The organism is Streptomyces sp. NBC_01497, assembly GCF_036250695.1.
Taxonomy (GTDB): Bacteria; Actinomycetota; Actinomycetes; order Streptomycetales; family Streptomycetaceae; genus Streptomyces.
In genome coordinates this window covers 5,830,426-5,853,408 of the sequence record NZ_CP109427.1, presented here as the reverse complement: position 1 = coordinate 5,853,408, position 22,983 = coordinate 5,830,426, and the positions used below count along the sequence as shown (strand labels likewise).

Annotated in this window: 22 protein-coding genes; 16 read left to right on the top strand and 6 right to left on the bottom strand. The window is 73.0% G+C overall.

The features are described from left to right. The first annotated feature begins 46 nt into the window (after positions 1-46). The gene (locus tag OG310_RS24630) at positions 47-1,090 is read left to right on the top strand and encodes a rod shape-determining protein (RefSeq protein ID WP_329458040.1); all 1,044 of its coding nucleotides are present in this window, start codon (positions 47-49) and stop codon (positions 1,088-1,090) included. A gap of 129 nt (positions 1,091-1,219) precedes the next feature. After that, entirely contained in the window at positions 1,220-2,881 is a 1,662-nt protein-coding gene (locus OG310_RS24625; protein ID WP_329458039.1) for a GAF domain-containing sensor histidine kinase, read from the top strand. A 200-nt stretch (positions 2,882-3,081) separates the two neighbouring features. Here the strand turns inward: OG310_RS24625 and OG310_RS24620 are convergent, their stop codons facing one another. Continuing rightward, a complete protein-coding gene (locus OG310_RS24620; protein WP_329458038.1) occupies positions 3,082-3,900 on the bottom strand; it encodes a hypothetical protein in 819 nt (272 codons plus the stop codon). Positions 3,901-4,025: 125 nt separating this feature from the next. Between OG310_RS24620 and OG310_RS24615 the strand changes: the two genes are divergently transcribed. The 3 genes from OG310_RS24615 (at position 4,026) to OG310_RS24605 (ending at position 7,350) form a co-directional block, all read left to right on the top strand. Then, positions 4,026-4,607 (top strand): glycoside hydrolase domain-containing protein, encoded by a 582-nt coding sequence (locus OG310_RS24615; RefSeq protein WP_329458037.1) that lies wholly within the window; start codon positions 4,026-4,028, stop codon positions 4,605-4,607. 641 nt (positions 4,608-5,248) lie between these two features. Next, positions 5,249-6,364 carry a PP2C family protein-serine/threonine phosphatase gene (locus OG310_RS24610; protein ID WP_329458036.1) on the top strand — a complete coding sequence of 372 codons (1,116 nt, stop codon included), beginning with the start codon at positions 5,249-5,251 and terminating at the stop codon, positions 6,362-6,364. Between the two features lie 320 nt (positions 6,365-6,684). Next, complete coding sequence (locus tag OG310_RS24605) at positions 6,685-7,350, top strand: histone protein (RefSeq protein WP_329458035.1); 666 nt, start codon at positions 6,685-6,687, stop codon at positions 7,348-7,350. A gap of 628 nt (positions 7,351-7,978) precedes the next feature. Here OG310_RS24605 and OG310_RS24600 read toward each other — a convergent pair. The 4 genes from OG310_RS24600 to OG310_RS24585 all read right to left on the bottom strand — a co-directional run bounded on the left by OG310_RS24600 (position 7,979) and on the right by OG310_RS24585 (position 11,071). Then, the gene (locus tag OG310_RS24600) at positions 7,979-8,488 is read right to left on the bottom strand and encodes a hypothetical protein (protein ID WP_329458034.1); all 510 of its coding nucleotides are present in this window, start codon (positions 8,486-8,488) and stop codon (positions 7,979-7,981) included. A 53-nt stretch (positions 8,489-8,541) separates the two neighbouring features. Then, the gene (locus tag OG310_RS24595) at positions 8,542-9,651 is read right to left on the bottom strand and encodes an SRPBCC family protein (protein ID WP_329458033.1); all 1,110 of its coding nucleotides are present in this window, start codon (positions 9,649-9,651) and stop codon (positions 8,542-8,544) included. A gap of 516 nt (positions 9,652-10,167) precedes the next feature. Next, positions 10,168-10,476, bottom strand: a complete 309-nt coding sequence (locus OG310_RS24590) for a hypothetical protein (RefSeq protein ID WP_329460536.1) — start codon at positions 10,474-10,476, stop codon at positions 10,168-10,170. A 118-nt stretch (positions 10,477-10,594) separates the two neighbouring features. Then, complete coding sequence (locus OG310_RS24585; protein ID WP_443078893.1) at positions 10,595-11,071, bottom strand: Asp23/Gls24 family envelope stress response protein; 477 nt, start codon at positions 11,069-11,071, stop codon at positions 10,595-10,597. A 402-nt stretch (positions 11,072-11,473) separates the two neighbouring features. Here OG310_RS24585 and OG310_RS24580 point away from each other — a divergent pair, with 402 nt between their 5' ends. The 11 genes from OG310_RS24580 (at position 11,474) to OG310_RS24530 (ending at position 21,080) form a co-directional block, all read left to right on the top strand. Further along, positions 11,474-12,022 carry an RNA polymerase sigma factor gene (locus OG310_RS24580; RefSeq protein WP_329458032.1) on the top strand — a complete coding sequence of 183 codons (549 nt, stop codon included), beginning with the start codon at positions 11,474-11,476 and terminating at the stop codon, positions 12,020-12,022. Beyond that, positions 12,013-12,726, top strand: a complete 714-nt coding sequence (locus OG310_RS24575; RefSeq protein WP_329458031.1) for a hypothetical protein — start codon at positions 12,013-12,015, stop codon at positions 12,724-12,726. The genes OG310_RS24580 and OG310_RS24575 overlap by 10 nt, the downstream gene beginning before the upstream one ends. Next, positions 12,723-13,151: a hypothetical protein gene (locus tag OG310_RS24570; RefSeq protein ID WP_329458030.1), complete on the top strand. Its 429-nt coding sequence runs from the start codon at positions 12,723-12,725 to the stop codon at positions 13,149-13,151. Before OG310_RS24575 ends, OG310_RS24570 begins: the two co-directional genes overlap by 4 nt. A 391-nt stretch (positions 13,152-13,542) precedes the next feature. After that, positions 13,543-14,394 (top strand): STAS domain-containing protein, encoded by an 852-nt coding sequence (locus OG310_RS24565; RefSeq protein ID WP_329458029.1) that lies wholly within the window; start codon positions 13,543-13,545, stop codon positions 14,392-14,394. After that, positions 14,391-14,765 carry an STAS domain-containing protein gene (locus tag OG310_RS24560; RefSeq protein WP_329458028.1) on the top strand — a complete coding sequence of 125 codons (375 nt, stop codon included), beginning with the start codon at positions 14,391-14,393 and terminating at the stop codon, positions 14,763-14,765. Before OG310_RS24565 ends, OG310_RS24560 begins: the two co-directional genes overlap by 4 nt. Then, entirely contained in the window at positions 14,762-15,184 is a 423-nt protein-coding gene (locus tag OG310_RS24555) for an ATP-binding protein (protein WP_329458027.1), read from the top strand. The genes OG310_RS24560 and OG310_RS24555 overlap by 4 nt, the downstream gene beginning before the upstream one ends. Further along, complete coding sequence (locus tag OG310_RS24550; RefSeq protein ID WP_329458026.1) at positions 15,172-16,434, top strand: ATP-binding protein; 1,263 nt, start codon at positions 15,172-15,174, stop codon at positions 16,432-16,434. Before OG310_RS24555 ends, OG310_RS24550 begins: the two co-directional genes overlap by 13 nt. Further along, positions 16,431-17,987: a sensor histidine kinase gene (locus OG310_RS24545; protein WP_329458025.1), complete on the top strand. Its 1,557-nt coding sequence runs from the start codon at positions 16,431-16,433 to the stop codon at positions 17,985-17,987. The genes OG310_RS24550 and OG310_RS24545 overlap by 4 nt, the downstream gene beginning before the upstream one ends. After that, entirely contained in the window at positions 17,984-19,600 is a 1,617-nt protein-coding gene (locus OG310_RS24540) for a fused response regulator/phosphatase (RefSeq protein WP_329458024.1), read from the top strand. The genes OG310_RS24545 and OG310_RS24540 overlap by 4 nt, the downstream gene beginning before the upstream one ends. A 527-nt stretch (positions 19,601-20,127) precedes the next feature. Further along, on the top strand, positions 20,128-20,685 hold the full coding sequence (locus OG310_RS24535) for a hypothetical protein (RefSeq protein WP_329458023.1): 558 nt from the start codon (positions 20,128-20,130) through the stop codon (positions 20,683-20,685). A gap of 68 nt (positions 20,686-20,753) precedes the next feature. After that, on the top strand, positions 20,754-21,080 hold the full coding sequence (locus tag OG310_RS24530; RefSeq protein ID WP_329458022.1) for a hypothetical protein: 327 nt from the start codon (positions 20,754-20,756) through the stop codon (positions 21,078-21,080). 209 nt (positions 21,081-21,289) lie between these two features. Here OG310_RS24530 and OG310_RS24525 read toward each other — a convergent pair whose 3' ends face one another. Continuing rightward, on the bottom strand, positions 21,290-22,885 hold the full coding sequence (locus OG310_RS24525) for a phytoene desaturase family protein (protein WP_329458021.1): 1,596 nt from the start codon (positions 22,883-22,885) through the stop codon (positions 21,290-21,292). Between the last annotated feature and the right edge of the window lie 98 nt (positions 22,886-22,983).

Genomic DNA, 22,983 nt, shown 5'->3' with positions numbered 1-22,983 from the left:
GGGCCCGCGCCGCCGGTGACCGTCCCTGCCGCTCGGGAGATCCGCCGTGACCGTCAGTCTTGAGAACCTGCGCCGCTGCCACATCGCCGTGGACATGGGAGCCGCCCGGACCCGGGTCTTCGTGAAGGGGGCCGGTCTCCTCGTCGACGAGCCCAGCTGTGCCGCCATCAACACCCGTACCGGATCGCTGATCGCCGTCGGCACGCTCGCCGAACAGATGACGGGCCGTACACCCGACTACATCCGCGTCGTACGGCCCGTGACCGGCGGCACCGTCATCGACATCGAGATGGCCCAGCGCATGCTGCGCCATCTGCTCGGCGACAAGCTGCGCCGCCAACTGCGGCGCAAGCCCCGGCTGCGCGCCGCCGCCTCCACCCCGCACGACAGCGACCCGCTGGCCCAGCGCGCCGCGATCGAGACGCTGGTGGGTCTGGGCGCGAGCCGGGTGGAACTGGTGGACACGGTGATCGCCGCCGCCGTCGGCTGCGGCCTGCCCGTCGAGGACGCGACCGCCACGATGATCATCATGTGCGGTGCCGCGACCACTCAGGTCGCCGTCCTCTCGCTGGGTTCGATCGTCACGGCGCAGCGCATCCCGGTCGGCGGCAACGCCATCGACCAGGCCGTCATCCAGCACCTGCGCCACCACCACGAACTGGTGCTGCCGAGCCAGTCCGTGCGCCCGATCCAGCTGGCGCTGAGCGGCGACGGCCTGACGGCGGAGGGCCCGACCTCGATGGAGATCCACGGCCGGGACGTCGCCACGGGCGTGGCACGGTCGGTGAAGGTGGACACGGCGGCGGTGCGCGAGGCGATCTACACCCCGCTGACCGCCGTGAAGGACGGCATCGGACGGGTCCTGCGCGTGTGCCCGCCCGACCTGGTGGCGGACCTGGCCGACACGGGCATCAAGATGGTCGGCGGCAGCGCGCTGCTGCCCGGCCTCGACGCCATGCTGCGCGAGGCGACCGGCATGCCGGTCGCGATCGCGGATCGGCCCGACCTGTGCACCATCCTCGGCATGGGCACCATGCTGGAGGGCAGGGTCCAGCCGCTGGTCCTGGACCCGCTGGCCGAGGCCCACTGACCGCCCGCCGCCGTGCGAGGCCACCAGGAGGATCCCGCACCCGGGGCGTCCGGCGCGGCCGAGGGGGCCGGTGGTCCGGGGACACCGGGTGGGGCCTCCGGTGAGCCGGGTGGGCGCGGCACCCACGGGGTGAGCGGCGAGGCGGCGGAGCCCACGCGTGCCGGCCCCGCGTACAGCGACCGGCTGCCGGTACTGCTGGAATCGGTGCTCGGCATCGGCACCGACCTCGAACTCGGTGTCACGCTCCAGCACATCGTGGACGCGGCCGTCGAACTGGTCGGCGCCCGGTACGGCGAACTCGGCGTCGTACAGCCGGAGAGCGCACCACTGACCGAGCTGTTCTCGGCCGGCACGGACGACGGCGGTGCGCGGGCCGAGGTGCCGGTGCGGGTCGTGGACGAGGAGTTCGGCACTCTGCGCGTGAGCGGGAAGCGCGCGAGCGGGGACACCGCGGCGACCGGGGGCGGCCGGGCATACGGAACCGACGGACCTGACGAAGCTGACGAAGGCGACGACGGCGATGCGCGCGATACGGAAGCCGCGCACAACGCGCACAGCGCGCACGAGGGCGCGGCGGGCGACGACAGGGCCCGGGGCGGGGACGAGGACCGCGGAGGTAACGACCGCGGGAACGAGGACGGAGACGGAGACGGTTTCACGCCGTCCGACATCGTGCTGCTGCACACCCTCGCCGCCCAGGCCGGCATCGCGATCGGCAACGCCCGTACATACGGCAGGGCCCGCCAGCGCGAGCGGTGGATCCAGGGCGCGGCGGCCGTCACCACCGCGTTGCTGACCGGTGAGTCCGCCGAGGACGCCCTGACCACGGTGGCCGAATCGGCACGCGTACTCGCCGACGCGGACGCCGGGGCCGTACTGCTGCCGACGCCCGAGGGCGGGATGCGCATCGTCGCGGCGTCCGCGGCCGATCCGGCGATCGCCGACGGCATGGTCGGCACGACGATCCTGCCGGGCTCGGCGGTACTCACCCAACTGCTCGGCGGCGAGGCGGTGTTCCTGGAGGACTCGGCGACCGACCCGAGGATGACGACTCCGGTCCGTGGCCGGTTCGGGCCGAGCATGATGCTGCCGCTGCAGCACGGCGGCCGGCTGATCGGGACGCTGACCGTGCCGAGGTCCCGCGGCCGCCACCCGTACACGCCCGTGGACCGGTTGCTGGCCTCGCAGTTCGCCTCGCAGGCCGCGCTCGCGCTCGTCCTCGCCGACGCCCAGCACGACAGGGAGCGGCTCGCGGTGTTCGAGGACCGCGACCGGATCGCGCGCGACCTGCACGACCTGGTCGTGCAGCGGCTGTTCGCCACCGAGATGATGCTGGAGTCGACCCGGCGCAGGGCCGGCGCGGGCGAGACCGCGGCTCTCCTCGGCCGGGCCACCGACGAACTCGACTCGACCATCCAGGAAGTGCGCACCGCCATCTTCGCGCTGCAGCAGCCGCCGGCCGAGGCGCCGACGAGCCTGCGGGGCAGGGTCCTGCGCGAGACGGACGGCGCGGCGGCCCTGTTGGGCTTCCGTCCCTCCGTACGGTTCCTCGGCCCGGTGGAGTCGGCGGTACGCGAGCCCGTGGACGCGGCGCTGCTGTCGGCGCTGCGCGGCGCGCTCGCGGCCGCGCACCGCAGGAACGGGGTGACGGCGGTGACGGTCGAGGTGGACGTGAGCACCCGGCTGCCAGACGGGCGGACGGCGGTGCGGCTGCTGGTGGAGGACGACGGCGCCCGCGACGACGGCTCGGGCAGGGGCACCACGACGACCTGGCAGGCGCCGGACCTCTGAGGCGGGCCGCCCGGTGAGCGGGGCGGCGGAGGCGTGGTGGCGGGATGCCCACCGGTGAGCGGGCGGCGAGGCGCCCGAGGCGGTGCGGTCGGGGCCCGCAGGCCGGGGGTCCGGTCGGCGGCGGACAGTCGCCGCTCGTCAGATGCGCGGCGCGGCGCACGGTGGACGTTCTGGCCCTGGGCTCCGGGCGGCGCGGCTCGTCAGAGGGCCGCCGCGGCGCGCAGGGAGACCGCGAGACGGTCGGTGAACGCCTCACGCACCGACGCCTCGACGAGGTCCAGGGAGAGATAGGGGTTGAGGTCCTCCAACTCGACCAGCAGCAGCGCCCCGTCGGGCGCCCGGCAGGCGTCGACGCGCTGGATGCCGTGGTCGATCGCGTTCCACTCGACGAACCGCCGCGCGAAGGCGAGATCCTCCGTGCTCGGCTCGTACGCCGTGAGCTCCCAGCGGCGCCCCGGGTCCGGCGTGTGGAGGGCGTACTGGAAATCCCGGTCGACGAAGTAGAAGGACACCTCGTAGCGGAACGGTATGCGCGGCTGCACCAGCATCCCCGTGAGGTCCACCGCCGCCAGGGCGCCCGGCGCCACGAAGGACAGACCGAGGGAGTCGGCGCCGTCGACCGGCTTGACGACGTACTCCTCGGCGTCCGGCAGCAGAGCCAGGTCGGCGGCGCGGTCGACGGTCGGTATGACCGGGAACCCGGCGCGTGTCAGCTCCACCAGGTAGCCCTTGCCCGCCATGTCGCCCCGCCCGGTCAGGGGGTTGACCACCCGTGTCCGCCGGGCCGCCGCCTCGGTGCGGAACGCGTCGTACGCCGCCCGGTAGTCCAGCACGGGGCCGCTGTTGCGGACGAGGACGAGGTCGAAGTCCCCCATCAGGCGGGCCGCGTCGAGGGGGTGACAGAGCGCGACGGCGAAACCCCGTTCACGCAGCCGGGCGGAGAGCCGGATGTCCTCGTCACCGTAGCGGCGGCCGGCGGCCTCATAGCCGAGGTCGGTGACGTAGAGGATGCGAAGCATCAAAGAACACTACGGCACGCACGCCGAAGCGCCCCCGGCAGCCATGTTCACCTCCACATTCGGCGGGCAGATGACCCAGAGGTCCGACACAGTCACGGGGGGTGATGAAACGGGAGGTATCAACCATGTCCGGTATCGCGGGAGTCGACTACGCGTGGACGCACCCCGGCGGGGCCGCGCTCAAGGCGGCGGGCAAGAAGTTCGCCTGCCGCTACCTCAGCGACGACGACGGCAAGAACCTCAGCAAGACCGAGGCCAACGACCTGACCTCGCACGGCGTCGCGTGCGTGGTCGTATGGGAGACGGGCGCGCAGCGTGCCCTCTCCGGCAGCAAAGCCGGCGCGGCCGACGCGAAGAAGGCGGAACAGCAGGCGGCCGCTCTCGGCATGCCGCAGGACCGGCCGATCTACTTCGCCGTCGACTTCGACGCGAGCCCCGGCCAACAGGACGACATCAACGCGTACTTGGACGGCGCGGCCGGTGTGATCGGCCGCGAACGGGTCGGCATCTACGGCGGCTACTACCCGGTGAAGCGCGCCCTCGACGCGAAGAAGGTCAACTGGGCGTGGCAGACGCCCGCCTGGTCCGGTGGCCAGTGGGACGCCCGCGCTCAGATCCGCCAGGGCGCCCAGCAGACCATCGGCGGCGCGGGCTGCGACCTGGACACCGCGACGACGGACGACTACGGCCAGTGGGCGCCCCGCTGAGAGCCCGTGCGGCTCGGGCACCCAGGCGCTGGTGAGGTGGTCGGCCGCGGCCGGGGAGCCGCTCCGCCGCGCGCCCCGCACCGGTCCGGCGAGGAACCATGCGGTTCGGCGAGAAACCGGCCCGGCGAGGACCGTCCGGCCCCGCCAGGAACCGTCCGGCCCGGCGAGGGACCGCGCCGTCCCTTGCGGACCCGTGCGGTCCGGCCGCCGCCGCGCGTCCGCGCCGCGTCATTGGGTGGCCCACCCGCCCGTGGCGGCGGCCCGGTGGGCCCGCGACGGGCCCTGCACGCAGATGGGCGGCCCGGCCACGGGTCCCGGCGAGCGCGCCGCCGCGGGCGCCCGCTGTCCGCCGGAGCGCGGGCATGAGGTCGGCGTACCGTAGGACGTGCCCGTTTTCATCCGGTTTCGAATGGATCCGCGATGGATGTTGACCCCCTAGTGGCGCCCCTCACCGACCGGGACGTCCCACCGCGGCAGCACCCGCGACCGGGACCGTGTTCATGGCGCCCCTCACTCTCGAAAGAGGGTGGAGGGCGTTGAGGGGCGCCCGAAGCCCGGCGAGCATCCGTAGGCCGATGGGTGCCGGAAGCAATGCGGCGCGGCGCCTCCTGAAGCAGTCGTGGCGCCGATGCGGGATGGTGATGATCCCGTTCGTCCTGATCGCCGCGATCACCGTCGTGGACGTCATGGCCCCCGAGACCGTCCACCTGGGCCCGCTGCTCGTCATCGCGCCGGCGCTCACCGCCGCCGTGGCCGGGACGCGCATGACCGCCCTGGCCGGGGCGCTGGCGGTGGCCGCGCAGATCTTCATCGCCGTCTTCCATGGCGGGCTGGGAACGCCGAACCACGTGGCGCAGATCATCGGCCTGGCCGTCCTGTCCACCCTCGTGTACTTCGTGTGCATCGCGCGGGAGCGACGCAACCGGCAGCTCAACCGGGCACGTTCGGTGGCCGAGACGGCACAGAGAGTCCTGTTGCGGCCCCCGCCCCGGCGGATCGGGCCGCTGCGGGTCGCCTGGCTCTATCTGACCCCCGAGGACGAGACCCAGATCGGCGGGGACCTCTTCGCGACGGCCCGCGCCGCCCACCCCTCCACCCGGGCGATCATCGGCGACGTGCGGGGCAGCGGCCTGTCCTCCATCGGCGAGGCGTCGCTGGTGCTCGGCGCGTTCCGCGAGGCCGCGCACCGGCACGCCCACCTGTCCGAACTCGTCGCCACCCTGGAGGACAGTGTCTGCCGCAATCTCGAAGAGGTCGCCGACACCGGGCCCGATCCCGGTGAGCACTTCATCACCGCCCTCCTACTGGACCTCCCCGACCACGACTCCCACGCCGAGATGATCAATTGCGGACACCCACCGCCGCTGCTGGTCCACGACCGGGAGGTCACGGTCCTCAACGCGCGCCACCCCGCGCCTCCCCTGGGCATCTGCGCGCCGCCGCCCGCGACCGGGCCCCGCTCCGAGCCGTTCATCTTCGAACCTGGCGACCTGCTCGTCCTGTACACCGACGGAGTCGTCGAGGCCCGCTCACCGGCCGGATCCTTCTATCCCCTCGCCGAACGGGTCGCCACCTTCCCCGCCCGAGGGCCCGAAACCATGCTGCGACGCATCCACGAGGACCTGCTCGCCCACACCGGCGGCCAGCCCACCGACGACGTCGCCCTCCTGATCATCGAACGCGTACCTCCCCACCAGCTCGCCGACTCTCGTCACCAGCAGTTCCGCACCGCCGGGTCTCCCCCGGCCGGCCGCTAGGGAGCGTCCGCGATGCCGGCTCCGTCCGCCCTGCGCGCACGGCACAGGCCCGAGCCTGCGCGGCCCGAGGCATGGACGCCGACGCCCGGAGCTCCGGACGCGCCGTCGGGCGGGCGACTGGCAGCATCCGAGCGGGCCGCGCAGAGTGGAAGGAAAGCGACAACGGAACTGTGCCCCGGGCGGCGCCCGGGTGGACGGCGTGCCGATGGGAGCCGCCATCGCTGGTGACCGGCTGCCCCACTCCCGCCGGTTCTCGCCCGGCGGCTCCCGCCCGGCTACCCAAGTGCGCAAAAGTTCGTGAAAAGGCAGGTGCCGTACCCATGGACGATGAGACCAAGGCCTCTCTCGCTGCCGCGCTCGCGGGCGGCTACATTCTGGGCCGCACGAAGAAGGGCCGACTCGCTCTGACGACGATGACCTTCCTGCTCGGGCGTCGATTCGGCTTCGACCCGCAGCAGTTGGTGGTGGAGGGCCTGCGGCGGGTGCGTGAGGTGCCGCAGGTGTCCGAACTTGAGGAACAGGTGCGGGCGGAGGGCGTCGAGGCGGCGCGCAAGGCCCTGTCGTCCGTGGTCGGCCGGGGGCTGGAGTCGGTCACCGGCGGGATCAGCAGTCGCCTGCCGGGCGCGGGCTCAGTCCTCGGTAAGGAGGACGACGAGGACGACCGGGAGGACGCTGACCAGGAAGAACCGCGGGAAGAGGCCGAAGAGGCCCCCGAGGAGTCCGACGCGAAGCCGAACAGGCGGCGCCACCACCGGGATGCCGGCGAATCGGAACGTCCGGGTCCCTCGCGGGCGGCCGGGAAGAAGCGGAGCGCCCCGCATGCGGCGGACCGCCCGGCGAAGAAGGCGGCGAAGAAAGCGGCTCCGGCCAAGAAGGCGGCTTCCGCACCGGCCAAGAAGGCCGCACCCGCCAAGCGGGCCGCCCGGTCCGCTCCCTCCCGGCCTTCCCGCCCTGGACGCGGCGGCCGCTCCGAGGGCCGGAAGTGAAGAAGGAAGGGACTCGGTTGGCCGGAGGTCTCCGGTAGAAGATCCGGAGGTCCTCGGCAGGACTTGACCGGGCTCGGTCACAGGTGACCGGGTCCGGTCGACGCGTGCCGCAACCCGCACGACGTCCGCTACGCCCACGCCGCTACGCCACGCCCGATACACCGCGTCCGCTACGAGCCCGACGTCACCACGTGAAGCGACCCGGGTGGCCGAGTGGCCGGGTGGCTGGACATCGACTGGTCCGATGGACACCTCACATCCGTCACGTCACGTACGGAGTCAGGTGCCCGGATGGCCCGGCACGGGAGACATTCCCAGACCCGTCCGTGTCGTACCTCAGTGATGCGGCGGATCACAAGACCTGACGGTCGCCCGCTGACGCCCGCCCGTGGTGACCGCTCTCACCGCCCGCTCTCCTCCTGCGGCAACCGGAAGCGGCGTGCCTGATCCGTCGACTCACCGACGCGGCACGTGAGATGGCCGGACGCGTCCCGGGACACGCGGGACGACGACTCCGTCCGCGACGATCCGGCACAGGACACGCCGACCCGGGGCCGGGTCGGGTCGAGCTGCCGAGCCGGCCGAGCGAGTCGGCCGAGCGAGTCGGCCGGCGCTGACGTGGGGGCGGTCAGGCAGGTGTCGCGATACGCCGCTCCCCCACGGCGAAGACCCTCTTCGCGGCCGCCAGTCGAAGAGCGCTCAGGGTGGCTATCTGGTCCCGTGCCCGCTGCAGCAGCTCGTCGAGTTCGGACGTGTCGGAACGGCCCTCGTCCGTCGCGACCGCGAGCAACGTCCGCCACACGAGGCTCTTCCCCTCGACGCCGAGGCGGAGTGTCTCCAGTTCGACGACCGTGCTCAGCCCGGAACGCCGGTACACGACCCCGTTGGGCTTCAGCCGGCTCAACTTCTCGGCCGCCATGCCTCCGTAGATCTTGTAGCTGCGCGCGGACACACCGAGTTCCTCCATGATCCTCAGCAGGGACTGGCGGTCCTGTGCGATCTCCTCGGCGATGCGTTCGAGATCCGCACCGCGCGGTGAGCGACGGTGCTGGTTCGCGATGCGCCGCGCGAGTGCCACCCCGTACGTGGCTCCGGCCAGATGGTCGTTCAGATAGATCCCGAGCAAGTCGCGCTGCATCCTTCAGTCCTTCCCGCGCGCCCCCGACTCCGGCGCCGCCCGACGCCGGAGGGTCAGCGAGCCGGCGCCTTCTCGTCCTCGTCCTCGTCCTCTTCGTCCTCGTATTCCTCGCCGTCGTCCTCTTCGTCGTCGTCGTCGTCTTCGTCGTCGTCTACGTCCTCGTCCTCGTCCTCGAACTCTTCGTCGTCGTCCCGGTATTCGTCGTCGGCCGTGTCGTCGGCGTCTTCCTCGTCCGCCGGCTCGCCGTCGTCGTCGGCCGTGTCGTCGGCCTCGTCCTCGTCCTGCGACTCGGCGTCGCGCGCCTCCTCGTCCGAGCGCACGACCTCGCCGTCGCGGATCTCGCCGCGCCAGCCCTCGGCTTCTTCGTCGGTGAGGGTGACGTACCGCTGGAAGTGCTTCAGGTCCAGCCGCAGCCGCCGGCCCTGGGCCCTCCACAGGTTGCCCGTCTTCTCGAAGAAGCCCGACGGGTAGTACTCGACGACGGCCACGATCCGGGTCAGGGTCGGGCCCAGTTCGTGGAAACTCACCGCGCCGTTCGTGGATCCCTTGGATCCCTCCGAGGTCCATACGATCCGTTCATCGGGAACCTGTTCCTGGACGGTGGCCTCGAAGCTCCGGTTCGAAAAAGCTATCTTCACTTTCCACTTGCTCGTGATGTCGTCGTCCTTGGTGACGCTCTGCACGCCCTTGACGACATCGCCGAAGTCCTCGTACTGGGTGTAGAAGTCGTACACCGTCCGCAGCGGCATGCCGATGTCGAGGACCTCGATGATGTTGGTCACCTTCGGGTCACCGGCCTTGATGCCGCCGCCCTTCGAACCCTGGGCCGAGTCCTCCGCCTCGTCCTCGGCGTCCTCGGCCTTTCCGCCGGCGCCCTTCGCGGCGTCCTCCGCCTTACCGCCCACGAGGCCCTTGGCGGCGTCCTTCGCCTTCCCCGCGGCCCGCCCCGTGACCGACGACTCGGTGAGTCCCATCAGTGCGGCGGCCGCGGACATTCCCCCGACGCCGGCGGACGGGCCGCCGCCGAGGAGCCGTCCGTCGTTCTCCGCGACGTCCGTCAGGCGATCGGTGACATGGGTCAGTGCTCCGCTCGCACCTTCCGCGAGACGACCGACGGCGCCGTCGAAGGCCCGCGATCCCTCCTCCCGGAGAAGGCGCGCCATGAGTTCACCCAAGGGCGAGGAATTCTGTCGTGTGCCTGCCATTTCTCATCATCTCCGCTGCGTCCTGATCTTCGCCGGACAGTTTCCTGACGGCGTCATCCGGATACGGTGTGTGATTTGTTTCGGCCTGCTGCCGCGATGTCCGCCGCACGGCTGTCCGATCCCCCTGTGCCAGTGTGCGGGGCCCGCCCGGGTACGGCATGTCGGTCCTTTCACCGTGCCCCTTACGGTTGTTGAGCGGACAAGGAACCTGGCGGGGCCGTTGTTCCGCCCGGTATGCACACCGACGCGCAGCGTGCGCGACCGGCTTTCTCGCGACGGCCCCGCGCTGCCGATCCGCCACCTTCTGCGGGGAGATCCATGCCGCGGGCGGGAGGAGGACCCACCGACGGCGCTCCGCGGCGGACAGGTCGTTCGACCGGGCGCGTCGAGCGCCGCTGGAGCGGGATACCGGTCAGGCGGTCCGAACCGGCGGGGGCAGCGCCCCGGGCCCGTCCGGCAGGGGCAGCGCCGAGGTCACTGGACCCGTTCCCTGAACGGCGCCCGGGGCCGGGGTTCCGGACGCGCGCTGCCGCCTTCGTACCGCTCTCGCGGGCGACGGCCGCGCCGGCCGTCGTCCCGGCCGGGCAGGAAACGATCCTCCCGGCCGTCCGCGCGGTGGTCCCGCAGGAGCCCGGCGACATATCCGTCGCGCCGGGCCAGATAGCCGACGAGCAGGCCGGCCGCTCCTACGACGGCCACCACCACGAGCGCCCCGAAGCCACCGAAGTAGCCCGCGAAGCCCAGTGCCAAACCCGTGAGCAGACCGATCACCGTTGTGTTCATCGCTCTCTCCTGTCACGTGCCGCCACCTGCGCGGCGGTTCGACCTGCGCCGTACGGTCCACGGGCCGGCGTTCCCGCGGTGCGGCCCGGGCCGCACCGCGGGAGGAGACCGCCGGGGATCACGCCACCCGGTCGTCGTTCTTCGCGTCCTCGTCGTCGTCGCCGGGCAGGTCGACGTCGTCCACGACCACGTTGACCTCGACCACTTCGAGGCCCGTCATCCGGTCCATCGCCGCTATGACGCTGGCGCGGACATCCGCGACGACGTCAGGAATGGGCGCGCCGTAGTCCACGACCACGTCCAGGTCGACGGCTGCCTGCTTCTCGCCGACCTCGACCTGTACGCCGCGCGTCACGCTCGGGCGCCCGCCGGAGACCCGGTCGCGCATGCCTCCCATCGTCCGCGCCATGCCCGTCCCGAGACCGTGGATCCCCGGCACGTCGCGCGTGACCACGCCGACGATCTTCTCCGCCACGCTGTCCGCGATCGTGGTCCGCCCGCGTACCTCCGGCGCTCCGAGACCCTCCTTCATGGAACTGCCCGCCTTCTCCCCACCGGTCTTCCCCTGCGTGCCGGCGGCTGTGCGGTCTGTCATCTGCGTCATGACACCCTCCTGGGCGACGAGTGGGGCCCCGGATCAGCGACCCTCACTGCTTTAGACGCGCGGCGGACGAAATCCTCACGCCCTTTTCGTGACATACCTCACGTAAACTGGAGAAGAGGCTCGGGGCCGAACGACCCGGGCATGCGTGCGCAGCAGGGCGGTGCCGCCCGCGCTGCGCGGGGCGGTGGCGCGCATCCCTGGGAGTAACTGCGGGGAAGCGAGGCGCGGACGCCCATGCCGAAAGGCCCCTCCCTCGACCGGCGGCCGCCCGCCCGTCCGCCGCCCGTCGCCGGGCCGCCCCTGGCGCGCCACCGGCTCCACACGGCAGCCGGCCACGAAGCACCGGCGCGCCATGATCCCCCGGACGAATCGGGGGACCGCGGGGATCCGGCGATGCCGGCCGATCTGGACGACGAACTGCTGGCCGCGCGGGCGGGCGACGGCGACGACGACGCGTTCGCCGTCCTGGTGCACCGGCACAGCGCGGCGCTGCTGGCGCTGGCGTACGGGTTGCTCGGTGACCGGGCGGACGCGGAGGAAGCCGTGCAGGACGCCCTGGTGGGCGCCTGGCGGCGGTTGCCCGATTTCCGGGGGGACGCCGCTTTCCAGACCTGGATGTACCGCATTGTCACCAACCGGTGTCTGAGTGTGCTGCGGGCCCGGCTCCCCGTGGAACCGCTGGACGCGGTACCCGAGCCGGCGACACAGGACGTCGCGTGCCAGCCCGCGCGCGCTGCGGAGAGCGCCGCGACGAAGGACGCGTTGTCGCGGGCGCTGCGCAGGCTGCGTGCCGAGCAGCGGACCTGCTGGGTCCTGCGGGAGATCCAGGGCCTGTCCTACGGGGAGATCGCTCACGCCGTCGGCACGAGCGAACAGAGCGTGCGCGGCAGGCTGTTCCGGGCACGATGCAACCTGATGAAGGAGATGGCCTCATGGCGCTAGGCGATGCGGGCGCCACACCTCCCGGCGGCGGCACGGCCGCTGCCGAGCGGACCGGCGGCGCCGCCCGCCTCCGCGGGGGCGAGCGGCTGCCCTGTGGACGACTGGTCGGTGAGGTCTGGGAGCGGGCACGCGACAGCACCGGCCCACCCGACACGCACGCCGCAGGCTGCCCCTACTGCCGGCGGACCGTCGCGGAGCTGGCCGCGCTGGACACAGCCGTCCAGGCGCTGCGGGCCGCCAGGCCCGGCGGGACGACGGTCGCGGACCGGGTGATGCGCGCGGTGCGCGCCGAGGGACGACTCGGCCGGCTGCTCCCCCTCGATGACCCGGGACGCGACCTGCGGATCGCGGAGACCGCGGCGGCGGCCGTCCTGCGCCGGGCCGCGGACGGCGTTCCCGGCGTGCGCGCCGCGAGTTGCCGTCTCGTGCCCGGCGCCGACGGCGCCCGGCAGGTGGACATCGCGATGACGCTGGCGGTCGCCCTCGACGCACCGCTGCCGGCCAGGGCAGCGAGAGCCCGGCGGGCCGTCGCGTCCGCCGCCCGGCAGCACATCGGCATCGTGCCGGGCCGTATCGACCTGCGGATCGTGTCGGTGCTCGAACCGGTCGAGCTCCCGGCCACCGCCGTCCCGGCCCACCCGCCGCACCCGTCGCACCCCGCGCGTCCGTGGCGTCCGACGCACCCCGGGGGAGGCACGCCATGACCCTTCTCGATGCGGCCGACGTTCCCCGGGTCGCCGCCGAGGCGGCGCTCGCCGTACCCGGCGTGAGCGGCCTGCACCCGAGCCTTCGCTGGTCCCTGGCGGGCGCGGCCCAGCGGGTGCGTTCCCCCGGGCCGGTCTCCCCGTCCCCCGAATCCGGCGTCCGTGCCCGGCGCGACGGCCGAACCGGCGCCTGGCTCCTGGAGGTCCGCTGCGTAGTGGACGACGGCCGCCGGCCGCTGGACACCGCGCGTGACGTACGCGAAGGCGTCCGGTCCGCCGTCAGTGCCCACCTCGGTGACCGGAGTTCGCCGGGACCCGGGCCCGTGCCCGGGCCCGTACAAGCCCCCGGACCTGGCTCGGCCTCCGGACCCGAGCCGGTCAACGTGGTGGTCTACGTCACCCGTATCACTGTCCGGCACCGGTAGTCCTCGCCCCGCGTTCCGCCGCACCCCCGCCCCAGCTCCCGGCCGGGTACCAGCCGTTGGCCCCGAGCCGGTGGGCACACAGTTGTCGAACACCCCGGCCGCTGCCGCGCCCGGGCCGCGATCCGTACGCGTGTTTCGCCGCGCCACCCCGCCGAGTTCGGCCCCCCGGGCGCCGAAGTACTGTCCAGCAGGGTGCCGGGAGGGGCGGCTCCTCGCGAGCAGCCACTGCCGCCGCCCTCCCCCAAAAGCGCCGTCGAGCGCCTTTTCCGAAGCCTTCCGTCGCACGCCGTCCCCCGGGGAGGGCGGTAGTGCCATGCCGTACGCTTCGGCCGAGTGTTGTCTGATTCATGACTTCGATTCATGACTTCTTAGCACGTGAGGGGTATCGGCGATGAGCAAGCAGGAAACCACAGCCGGCCTGGTGAGACTGCTGTCCGCCGACCGCGAGGGCCTCGCCGACCAGTGGGTCGACAGTGTCGCGGGGTCCCTCAAGGGCCGCATCAGCAGAGCGGAGATCGCCCGGGAGCTGCGCGAGCTGTACTCGGCGCTCGTGGCGGCGCTGCGCTCGGGAGGCCAGGACCCCCAGAGCCAGGAGATGGCGGAGATCCGGGCGTTGCTGACCGAGCTGTCGCGCAACCGGGCCCGGCAGGGCTTCACCCCCACCGAAACCGCGATCAGCGTGCTCGCACTGAAGACGGTGCTCGAACCGGCGCTGGGGGACGGCTCAGCCGACGACACCCGGGCCTACCTGCAGTTGAGCCGGGTCCTCGACGATCTGGCGCTCTTCACCATGGAGACGTACACCCGCACCCGCGAGGAGATCATCAGCGCGCAGGCCACACAGCTCATGGAGCTGTCGACGCCGGTGGTGAAGCTCTGGGACGGTGTCATAGCCGTTCCGCTCGTGGGGACGCTGGACTCGGCGCGTACGCAGGTCGTGATGGAGAAGCTCCTCCAGGCGCTCGTGGACACCGGCTCCGAGCAGGCGATCATCGACATCACGGGGGTTCCCGCCGTCGACACGCAGGTTGCCCAGCATCTGCTGAAGACGATCGTGGCCGCACGGCTGATGGGCGCGGAGTGCACCGTCTCGGGCATCCGTCCGCAGATCGCGCAGACCATCGTGGCGCTCGGGATCGAGTTCGGTGACATCGTCACGAAGTCGACCCTCGCCGACGCCCTGCAGCTCGCGCTGAAGAAGTCGGGCGTCGACCTCGTCGCCCACAGGAGCGTCCAGCGATGAGTGAACGGGTTCCCGTTCTGCGGATCGGCGACATCCTCCTCGTCTCCATCCAGGTGGACCTGGAGGACCAGACGGTGCTGAACCTCCAGGAGGATCTCGCCGCCCAGATCGTCGCGCGCTCCGCGCGGGGTGTCGTCATCGACATCACCGCGGTCGAGATCGTCGACTCCTTCGTGGGCCGCATGCTGGCCACGATCGCCTCCATATCGCGGCTGCTCGACGCCGAGACCGTGGTGGTGGGGATGCGTCCCGCCGTGGCGATCACGCTCGTGGAGCTCGGACTGTCGCTGGGCGGCGTCCGTACGGCGCTCGACCTGGAGAAGGGGCTGGCGCTGCTGCGGCGGTCCGCCGGCGGCACGGACCCGCGATGACCCCCGCCTGGGCAGCCGATCAAGCGCCACAGACGCAGGCCATCGACCAGAACGACGACGTGGTGCGGGCGCGCCAGCAGGTCAGGACACTCGCCCAGCGGTGCAGGCTGACCCTGGTCGACCAGACGAAGTTCATCACGGCCGCCAGTGAACTCGCCCGCAACACCCTGGTGTACGGCGGCGGTGGAGCGCTCACGTCGGGCCTGGTCGAGAAGTTCGGAAGGCTCGGTGTCGCCGCGGTCTTCGAGGACTCGGGCCCCGGGATCCCCGACATCGACCTCGCGATGACCGACGGGTGGACCTCCGGCGGCGGACTGGGCCTCGGACTGAGCGGCGCGCGCCGGCTCGTCGACGAGTTCGCCCTGGACACCGAGGTCGGCCGGGGCACCATCGTCACGATCGTCAAGTGGGCGCGGTGACCACCTTGAAGGTCTTCGACCACGAGGACGTCGCGTGGTTCCGGGACGATGTCGGCCTGTCCTCGGCGGCACGGGGCGCGGCGGCGACACTGGCGCGCCGTGTCGGACTGGACAGCCACCGGGCCTCCGAGGTCGCGCTGGCGGTCACCGAGGCCGCGACCAACCTCCACCGGCACGCCAGCGACGGAGCACTGCTGCTGCGCGTGCTGCGGACCGCGAACAGCGCCGGCGTCGAGTTCGTCACCGTGGACACCGGCCCCGGCATGACGGACGTCGCGCAGTCCCTGCTGGACGGCACGTCGACGGCCGGGACGCTCGGCATCGGACTCGGGGCGCTGGTGCGGCTCGCCGACGCGTTCGACATCCACTCCATCCCGGGGCGCGGCACGGTCATGGCCGCGCAGTTCTGGCCGCGGGGCCTCGCCCCGGCCGGCGGCGCGACGGCGGCGCGACCGGACACCTCCGTCGCCTCCGGGGTCACCCGCCCCATCAGCGGCGAGACGAGTTGCGGGGACGCCTGGGCGGTACGCGTCGATCCCGGCGTCGACCACGACCCGAGGACCGGCCCGGCGCCCGGTGGCCCGGACACCGGCCGGCCCGCGACGTCCCGCACCCTGCGGGAAGGGTCCGCCGCCTCCCGCGACCCGTGGACGGGGACCTCCTTCCAGAGCACCTACGGTGGCGCGATCGCCCGGGACGCGTACCGGTCCACCGCGACGGCCGCCCCCCTCCCGGCCCTCTCGCCCGACCCCTCGCTCCTCGTCATGTTGTGCGACGGGCTGGGACACGGGCCCCTCGCCGCGCTGGCGAGTGAGGCAGCGGTCAAGGCGTTCCGGCAGAGCGCGGCGCGCCATCCCGAGGGCCTGCTGCGTGACATCCACACGGCGCTGCGCGGTACCCGGGGCGGCGCGGTCGCCGTGGCCAGGGTGGAACCGTCCGCGGGGCGCCTGCTGTTCTGCGGCGTGGGCAATGTGAGCGGCTTCCTCCTCACTCCCGACTCCCGCAGCGGACTGCTCTCGGCACCGGGCATCGTCGGCCAGCAGATGAGGAGTCTGCGGACGTTCGAGCTGCCCCTGAAGCCGGACAGTGCCCTGGTCATGCACTCCGACGGACTGACCGAGCGCTGGACGGCCGCCGACCTGCCGGGGCTGCTGCGCCACTCTCCTGCTGTGGTGGCAGGACAGTTGCTGCGTGAAGCGGCCGTCCGACACGACGACGCCGGAATCGTGGTCCTCAAGGGGGCGTGGTGAGCGTGCCACCCCGGGAGCCCGCTCCTCTCGCGGTGTTCGATCTCGCCTCGGCGCAGGACGTGTTCGCCCTGCGCCGCAGCGGGCAGAGCGCGGCGGAGGCGCTGGGCATGGAACGCCAGGACCAGGTGCGTATCGCCACCGCGCTGAGCGAACTCGGCCGCGACCGGCTCGGCTGCGAGGGGCTGACGGTGACCTTCACCCTGGTCCCCGCGCCGGTGTCCGCGCTCGCCGTCGTCTTCGAGTGGACGGTCGGCGAGGGCGCGGGCCCCGACCTGGAACCGGCGTCCCGCCTCGTCCACCGGGTCCGTTACGAACCCGGGCCGCCGCGCGGGCGGATCGTCGTGGAGCACCCGCTCCCGCCCGGCGCGGCGGGCGGGGACCCTGGCCGTGACCGGCGGGTACGGGACGCCCTGCACCGCCACGCGCCCATGACGCCCGCCGAGGACCTCCGGGCCCAGACCCGCGACCTGATCGCCACCCTGGAGGAGACGCGGGCGCAGCGCGAGGAGCTGCGCCGGCTCAACGAGGAGCTCGAAGAGACCAACAAGGGCGTGGTCGCCCTCTACACGGAGCTCTCCGAGGAGCTGGAGGAGACGAACAGCGGCGTCGTCGCCCTCCATGCCGAACTGGAGGAGAAGTCGCGGCGGTTGCGCGAGACCGGCGAGGCCAAGACGCGTTTTTGGACCAACATCAGCCACGAGCTCCGCACGCCGGTGAACGCGGTGGTCGCGCTGTCGCGGTTGCTGCTCACGCCGGGTTCCGGGCCGCTGAACGACGACCAGCGCCGGCAGGTGTCTCTCATCGACGCGTCGAGTCAGACCTTGTTCTCCCTGGTCAACGACCTTCTGGATGTGGCCAAGGCGGAGTCGGGCCAGGTGGAGATCGAGACCGCGCCGGTCGACCTGCGGACCCTCGTCGGTCAGTTGGCGGCCGTGCTGCGCGGCACGGGGCCCGCGTCCGAGGTCGTGCTGCTGACCCCCGACCCCACCACGCTGCCCGTCGCCTTCACGGACGAGGTACTGCTCACCCGCATCCTGCGCAACCTGCTCTCGAACGCCTGGAAGTTCACCGACAAGGGCGAGGTGCGGCTGGAGTTCGAGACGGACCTGACGCAGTCACCGCACTGGATGACCTTCACCGTCGTGGACACCGGGGTGGGGATGGAGGAGCCGGAACTGGCCCGGGTGTTCGAGGAGTTCTACCAGGTCCGGGGCCCGCACCAACGGGGCCACCGGGGCACGGGACTCGGACTTCCCTACGCCCGCACGCTGGCCGAACTGCTGGGCGGGACGCTCGTGCTGAGCAGTTCCCCGGGCGTGGGCACCCGCGCCGAGGTCCGGCTGCCGTTCCGGCCCGAACCGCCGGGCCCGCCTCCACCGGGGACCGCGCCCACACCCGACGCCGGGACCGCGCGGGTACCGGCGGCCCGGACCGTATCCGATGCCGTACCCGCGCGGGCGCCCGTACCCGCGGCGGCACCGGTACCGACGCCCGGTGCCGGGCCCGCGACCACGCCCGCGAGCGGGACACAGGACTCCGAGGTGGATCAGTGACCGACATCGCGAGACGCGACAGCGCGCCCGGGACCATCCTGGTGATCGAGGACGACGAGACCAACCTCTACATCCTCTCCAGCTGGCTCAAACGCGTCGGTCACACCGTGATCGGCGCCGCCGACGGCGCCCAGGGACTCGCTCTGCTCGCCGAGACCGGCACCCCGCTGCCCGACGCGGCGGTGATCGACGTCCAGCTCCCCGACATGACCGGGTTCGAGGTCTGCGAACGCGTCAAGGCCGAGGCCCGCACCACCGCGCTCCCCGTCATCCACGTGTCCGCCGTCGCGATCAGCACCGACGACCATACGGAGGGGCTGCGCCGGGGCGCCGACGCGTATCTCAACCAGCCGATCGACCCGGATGAGTTCCTGGCCACCGTCACGGCGGCCCTGCGCTACGCCCGGGCCCGGCGCCGGGCGGAACGGCTCGCACTGCGGCTGACCACGCTCAACCGGGCGACCCTGGACGTCTACCGGGCCATCGGTTTCCACTCCTTCGCGGCGTCGGCGACCCGCGGCGCGGCCGACCTCCTGTCCTGCCCGGCTGCGGCGATCTTCCTGAGCCCGCGGGGCCAGGCGGTGCACAGCTTCGCCGCCGGACCGGGTTCCGTTCCCCGCTCGATGCCCGCAGGACCCGAACTGCTCGCCCAGCTGGCCTCGTACACGCTCGGCAGCGGCACCGGGGCCGAGGTGCGGCTCATGCCGGGCACCCAGTGGCGCGCGCTGCTGCCCCTCGACCCGCTGGAGGGGGACGTCGCGCTGGTGGTGGCCCGCACCAAACTCAACCGGCCCCCCATCTGCATCGCCGTCCCCGCCCACGCGGTCGGTGGCACCGACGAGCGCGAACTGCTCCAGCAACTCGCCAACGCCTGCGCGCTCGCCCTGGAGGCACTGCGCACCTACAACGAGGAACACACCCTCGCGCTCGCCCTCCAGCGCACGTTCCTGCCGGACCGGCTGCCCTCGGTGCCGGGCACGGCGCTCGCCGTGCGCTACCGGCCGGCCTCCGACCACGCGGAGATCGGCGGGGACTTCTACGAGGCGCTGGAGACCCCGAACGGGCTGCTGCTCGCGGTCGGGGACGTGGCGGGGCACTCGCTGGTCGCCGCGACGGTCATGGGCGAGATCCGCCACGCGCTGCGCGCCTATGCCCTGGAGGGCCACGCGCCGCACCGCATCCTCGAACGGCTCGATGTCCTCCTCGGCCACACACGCCCCGGCCTGACCGTGACGCTGTGCCTCGTCCTCGTCGATCCGAACGGTCGACGGGTCCACGTCTCCAACGCGGGGCACATCCCGCCGCTCCTGCTCGCCCCCGACGGCCACGCCGCCTACCTCCAGCAGCACGGGCCGCTGCTGGGCCTCGCCCTGCCGCATCCGGCGCCGTCCGTGTACGACGTGGTGCCGGGCGCCCGGCTCCTGCTGATCACCGACGGGCTGGTGGAGGTGCGCGGTCAGGACCTCGACGACAGCCTCGCCTCGTTCCGCGCGGCCACGGCATCGGGACCCCGGGAGCTGGAAGCCCTCTGCGACGAGCTCCTTCGGACCTTCGGCGAGGACAAGGAGGACGACATCGCCCTGCTCGCCGTGCAACTGACTCCGAATTCCTGATCCGTGAACCCTGAGCCGCGAGCCGCGAGACGCGAGCCCTCGGCCCCGCGCCCGCCCCCTGCCGGCGCTGCGACGAGCGGCGCCACGCGGCGGACGGGCAGGCCCGAACGCAAGGGCGCGGTCGGGGGCCGGCGATCTCCCCGCGTCAGAACGTATGTGCGAGCCACACGACCGGGTCATCCTTCGCCGATCCGCTGGCGGATGCCGGTGCGGGCCGGTAGGGATGGTTTGTCGGCCGCCGGCGGATGCCTGGCCGAAGGTCCCTGACGGCCGTCGTTCTCCGGTGTGAGCGTGGCGGGTGAGTGCTTCAGGGGCCCGAGTTCCGCGGGGAGTCGCCGACGTCCGGTCCCCTCTCCCGCGGGCCCTCGGTCCGTCACCGGTTCGTCCTCAACCCGTACGTGTCCGGCGCTCCACCGGCCCTCGGCCGTCCTCCACCGGTCCTTCGCGTACCGGGGGCCACCCGGTACGCCCGCACCCCGGGGCCGCCGGCGGGCCGCCGCCTCCCCTCCCCGTTCGAAGGAGTCCCCATGACCTTGCCGCGCGGACAGCATCCGCCCGCCGCAACCGACCGGCTCGGCGTGCGGAACGCCTTCGACCAGGCCGTCGACGCGGTCTGTGTCGGCCGGCGTGCCCCACGGACCGAGATCGAGCTGTACGCCGCGATCCGCCGGGACTTCTGGCTGATCCGCATGTCGCGGACCGAGTTGACGTGCAAGTACGACCTGCCCGACCAGGTCATCGACGAGGTGCTCGATGTCCCCCGGTACTCCGCCGCCCGCGGCCCGTGGGAGATGGAACGGGCCCTGCCGGACATGCCGGGTGCCGACCGCGCGGCCCGGCCCAGTGCCGCGGACTCCCTGCTGACCCTGTTCGGCGCCGGACTCGGCGTCGCCGGCGTGCGGGCGTACGTGGAACTGCGCAAGGACGCGGCCGAGACCGAACGTGAACGGCTGCGCCAGCGGGCCGAGACCACGCGCGAGCACATCCGCCAGGCGGCCGGGACCGAACGCGAGCGCATCCGTCAGTCGGGGCCGCAGGCATCGGCCGGCCCCACCGGCCCCACGGGCCCCGCCGGTCCCGCCTGATCGGCGGGCCGGCTCGCGCCTTCCGCCGATCGCTTCCGGCGCCACGCCCGTTGCGGTCGGCCCCCGCCATGCGCCGCCCCGCGCCCGCCCGTTCCGCCGGACCGCTACGCGGCCGGCGCGTAATCGGGCAGGACGAGGGCAGACTTGGCGGCGCGGGCTGGTGCGCCGTATCGGCGACCCGAACGAAACGGGGTGTCAGCCTGATCGAGCCGACCGCCGAGGGGGCGGGTGCCGCCGACCGTTACGCGCGCACGCTCATCGGCTGGTTCACCGAGGCCGTCGCCCACTGGTCCGACCGGGACCGCGACGACCTCGGCCGGCTGCTGACACGCTTCGCCGACGACGTGACGGCGCACCTGGGCCACCTCGACGACGTGTCGCCGCCGACCGCGTGAGACGGCCCCGCCATCGGGCCGCCCGCGTGAGACGGCCCCGCGCTGTCGCGGGCGCCCCCGGCCGCCGGAAGGCGAGCGCCGTAGGCGTCCCGTCCGTTCCGCCGCGCCCGCGGGCGCCAGTCACCAGGCCCACACGCTCCACCGGGACCCGGCCGGCCACCAGCCCCGTACGCTCCACCGAGCGATCCGCTGCCCGGAACCGGCCGCCCTCATGCCGTACCGGTGAGGGTCCGCGCGACGGCTCGGCCGGAGGATCCGTTGACCCCCGCCATCGGCCAGGTGGCCGCGCCGATCAGCCAGACCCCCGGCACGGACGTGCGGTAGCCGCCCCTGTGGGCGGGAACGTGCCGTTGGGTGAAGGCCTGCGCGAGGGCGTTCGAGCCCGCCGCGTGGTCGCCGGGGCCGGCGTTGGGGTTCTGCCTCGCCAGGTCGGCGGGGGTCGTGATGTGGCGTTCCATGACGAGTGACGTGAGGCCCGGCACGTGCGGTTCGGCTTCGGCGAGAATGCGGTCGGCGTACGCCTGCGCGGTGTCCGGGCTCCAGCCCCGCGTCCCGTATCCCGTACCCGCGGCGTCCCCGGTGGGCGCGAGTGGGGTGTCGAGAACCTGCATCCGCACCACGGCTCGTCCTTCCGGCGCGCGCGTCGGGTCGACGGCGGTCGGTTCGTGCCAGGCGATGGAGGGGTGTTCGGGGAGCAGCCCCGCGTCGGCCTGGCGGACGGACGTGACCAGTTCGTCGAGGCCCCGGCCGAGGTTGATGGCGCCCCCGGCGTCGAGCCGGCCGTCCCGGAAGCGGGGCCGCGCGGACAGGGACAGGTTCATCTGGAAGCAGCCCCGCCGGTACCGGTACGCCGCCGCCTGCTCGCGCACGCCCGCGGGCACACCGGGCGTGTTCCTCAGCAGCCGGCCGTAGAGCAGGTCGGGTGTGGTGGAGACGACGACCGCCTCGCCGGCCTCGACGGCCGCCCCGTCCCGCGTGCGGACGCCGATGCCCCGCCCGTCGCGCACAAGGACCTCGTCGACGTCCACACCGCAGTGGACATCGCCGCCGCGTTCGGTGACGAGGCCCACGAGGGCGTCGGTGAGCCGTCCGCTCCCCCCGACGGGTGCGGGGTTGCCCCCGGCGAGCGCGGCCAGCGCGAACACCGTCCACAGGGCGCCGGCCGGCTCCTCGGGCCCCGCGCCGAAGTGCAGCGGCCAGGGCGCGGCGAGGCACCTGAGCTCGTCCGTCGCGAAGTGGTCCCTGACGAGGTCCGCCGCGCTCGTGGTGAGCAACCGGCCGAACGGCAGGGCGCTCTGCCTGCTGCCGTCGATCAGGCCGGCGAGTTCCTTCTGCGCACCGGCGCTGTCGAGGCCGGTGCCGAGCAGGCCGAACAGGGGCTGGACATAGGGGCCGACCGCATCGAAGAGGCCCTTCCAGCCCGCCGTCTCGCCGAGCCGCTCCAGTTCCCCGCCGAAGGCGGCGGGATCGACGGGAGCGACGGCCGACCGTCCGTCGGGCAGCGAGGAGGCACTGCCCAGCGGCGCCGTGGCGTACTCCAGTCCATGCCGCGCCAGGTGCGGGCCGAGCTCCGCCCAGACGGGCCCGCCGACGAATCCGGGGTGCAGGGCGGACCAGCGGTCGTGCAGGAAGCCGGGCGCACCCGGCTCGCTCGTTCTGACCCAGCCGCCGGGCTCGGACATCCTCTCCAGCAGGCACACGCTTCGCCCGGCATCGAGGAGAAGGGCCGCGGCGACCAGGGCGTTGTGGCCCGCCCCCACGAAGACGACGTCCGCCTTGTCTGGTATTCCGGAAATGTCATTCATGTCGTCGACGCTAGGAGGGGCCGTGGCCGGTGGCGCGCCCGGTGACCGCTGAACGGTCACGGCGGCAGACCACCCGCGGGCCGGTAACCACTATGCGG

What these genes read in the sequence shown, in the direction of transcription:
- OG310_RS24620 (WP_329458038.1), bottom strand. Translation starts at nt 3,900, where the DNA reads ATGCTTCGCATCCTCTACGTCACCGACCTCGGCTATGAGGCCGCCGGC.
- OG310_RS24615 (WP_329458037.1), top strand. Translation starts at nt 4,026, where the DNA reads ATGTCCGGTATCGCGGGAGTCGACTACGCGTGGACGCACCCCGGCGGG.
- OG310_RS24610 (WP_329458036.1), top strand. Translation starts at nt 5,249, where the DNA reads ATGATCCCGTTCGTCCTGATCGCCGCGATCACCGTCGTGGACGTCATG.
- OG310_RS24605 (WP_329458035.1), top strand. Translation starts at nt 6,685, where the DNA reads ATGGACGATGAGACCAAGGCCTCTCTCGCTGCCGCGCTCGCGGGCGGC.
- OG310_RS24600 (WP_329458034.1), bottom strand. Translation starts at nt 8,488, where the DNA reads ATGCAGCGCGACTTGCTCGGGATCTATCTGAACGACCATCTGGCCGGA.
- OG310_RS24595 (WP_329458033.1), bottom strand. Translation starts at nt 9,651, where the DNA reads ATGGCGCGCCTTCTCCGGGAGGAGGGATCGCGGGCCTTCGACGGCGCC.
- OG310_RS24590 (WP_329460536.1), bottom strand. Translation starts at nt 10,476, where the DNA reads ATGAACACAACGGTGATCGGTCTGCTCACGGGTTTGGCACTGGGCTTC.
- OG310_RS24585 (WP_443078893.1), bottom strand. Translation starts at nt 11,071, where the DNA reads ATGACAGACCGCACAGCCGCCGGCACGCAGGGGAAGACCGGTGGGGAG.
- OG310_RS24580 (WP_329458032.1), top strand. Translation starts at nt 11,474, where the DNA reads ATGCCGGCCGATCTGGACGACGAACTGCTGGCCGCGCGGGCGGGCGAC.
- OG310_RS24575 (WP_329458031.1), top strand. Translation starts at nt 12,013, where the DNA reads ATGGCGCTAGGCGATGCGGGCGCCACACCTCCCGGCGGCGGCACGGCC.
- OG310_RS24570 (WP_329458030.1), top strand. Translation starts at nt 12,723, where the DNA reads ATGACCCTTCTCGATGCGGCCGACGTTCCCCGGGTCGCCGCCGAGGCG.
- OG310_RS24565 (WP_329458029.1), top strand. Translation starts at nt 13,543, where the DNA reads ATGAGCAAGCAGGAAACCACAGCCGGCCTGGTGAGACTGCTGTCCGCC.
- OG310_RS24560 (WP_329458028.1), top strand. Translation starts at nt 14,391, where the DNA reads ATGAGTGAACGGGTTCCCGTTCTGCGGATCGGCGACATCCTCCTCGTC.
- OG310_RS24555 (WP_329458027.1), top strand. Translation starts at nt 14,762, where the DNA reads ATGACCCCCGCCTGGGCAGCCGATCAAGCGCCACAGACGCAGGCCATC.
- OG310_RS24535 (WP_329458023.1), top strand. Translation starts at nt 20,128, where the DNA reads ATGACCTTGCCGCGCGGACAGCATCCGCCCGCCGCAACCGACCGGCTC.
- OG310_RS24530 (WP_329458022.1), top strand. Translation starts at nt 20,754, where the DNA reads ATGCGCCGCCCCGCGCCCGCCCGTTCCGCCGGACCGCTACGCGGCCGG.
- OG310_RS24525 (WP_329458021.1), bottom strand. Translation starts at nt 22,885, where the DNA reads ATGAATGACATTTCCGGAATACCAGACAAGGCGGACGTCGTCTTCGTG.